Origin of the sequence: Novosphingobium silvae (assembly GCF_009856825.1) — a bacterium.
Classification (GTDB): domain Bacteria; phylum Pseudomonadota; class Alphaproteobacteria; order Sphingomonadales; family Sphingomonadaceae; genus Novosphingobium; species Novosphingobium silvae.
Map to the genome: position 1 here is coordinate 1 of NZ_WVTD01000063.1, position 1,000 is coordinate 1,000.

Below are 1,000 nucleotides of genomic sequence, written 5' to 3' on the forward strand. Positions count from 1 at the left end.
TGCGCACCATTGTCAGGAACAACCTCAATGTAATTGCCTATCTGTACCATCATGTAGTGACATGTCTTCATACTGCCCCAGTAGCGTTCCCACATGTTTTGCATTGCGTCACTAATATCGTTAAACATAATGCACAACTCCTGCAATAGCTACTACCAGCGCCAGCACATAAACAGCAAGGAAGATTTTAGCGCCAGTGGTATATCGGCGTAGTTTGTGATTATTCATTGACATGCCTCCACTAAAGCGTGCGCCACATAGAGCGCACTGATAATTAATATGAACGGGTAGCTATTCACTTTTCAGGCACTCTACGCAAGTTCCATTGATGAAGTGGTGATTGTGATTGCTTAGGCTTTCGAATTGCTGGTTGGTGGTGTCAAACTGAACCAGACTGACAACATCGTCGAACATGACAAATTCACCATAGGTGTCTTCGCTCATGTCCGCGCCGCAATCCTGACCACACGAGTCACAACCACCCATATCAAGCTCGTATCGCTTGAGTTTTGCGATATTTGATAAATTCAGTGCCAGTACAGCAAGGTCATAAACCTCTTCGGCTGTATACCCTGCACCATGACCATACATTTCAATGCGCGATATGATTTCTTCTACTCGTTGTTTTGTGATCGTCATTTTTGATCAACTCCTTTGCGAAGTTGGTAGGCGTGGAGACGCATTATGTCGATTACCTTCGATGTGACAGGATGCTGATGGTTCATCATTGCAATTACTCTGTTAATCGCTGAATCCACCCCCTGCGCACGAATTTCAGCCAGGAAATCATCGTTAGCTGGGGTTTTTGTATTCTCCAGCGATGCTATTGAATCCTGAGCGTCACAAAGCCGTAATAGTGCGTCCATTTGCTCGCCATCAGCGTCATAGCTGAATAGGCCATGGTCATTATGATGTGCTTCCATATCTTCTGAGGCCTGCAGTATTCCAGCTTTCATCCATGCATTCTCAGCAGCCAGAGAAGCGCATTTAGCTTCTAGTT

General features: G+C 45.3%; 2 protein-coding genes. Both read right to left on the minus strand.

What is annotated here, in order from left to right:
• Positions 1-291: 291 nt before the first annotated feature.
• Positions 292-639, minus strand: coding sequence for a hypothetical protein (locus GR702_RS21940; protein ID WP_160987624.1), 348 nt, complete (start codon positions 637-639; stop codon positions 292-294).
• Positions 636-1,000, minus strand: a 365-nt coding sequence (locus tag GR702_RS22220) for a hypothetical protein (RefSeq protein ID WP_202408433.1), incomplete at its 5' end; no start/stop codon positions are given. The genes GR702_RS21940 and GR702_RS22220, both read right to left, overlap by 4 nt.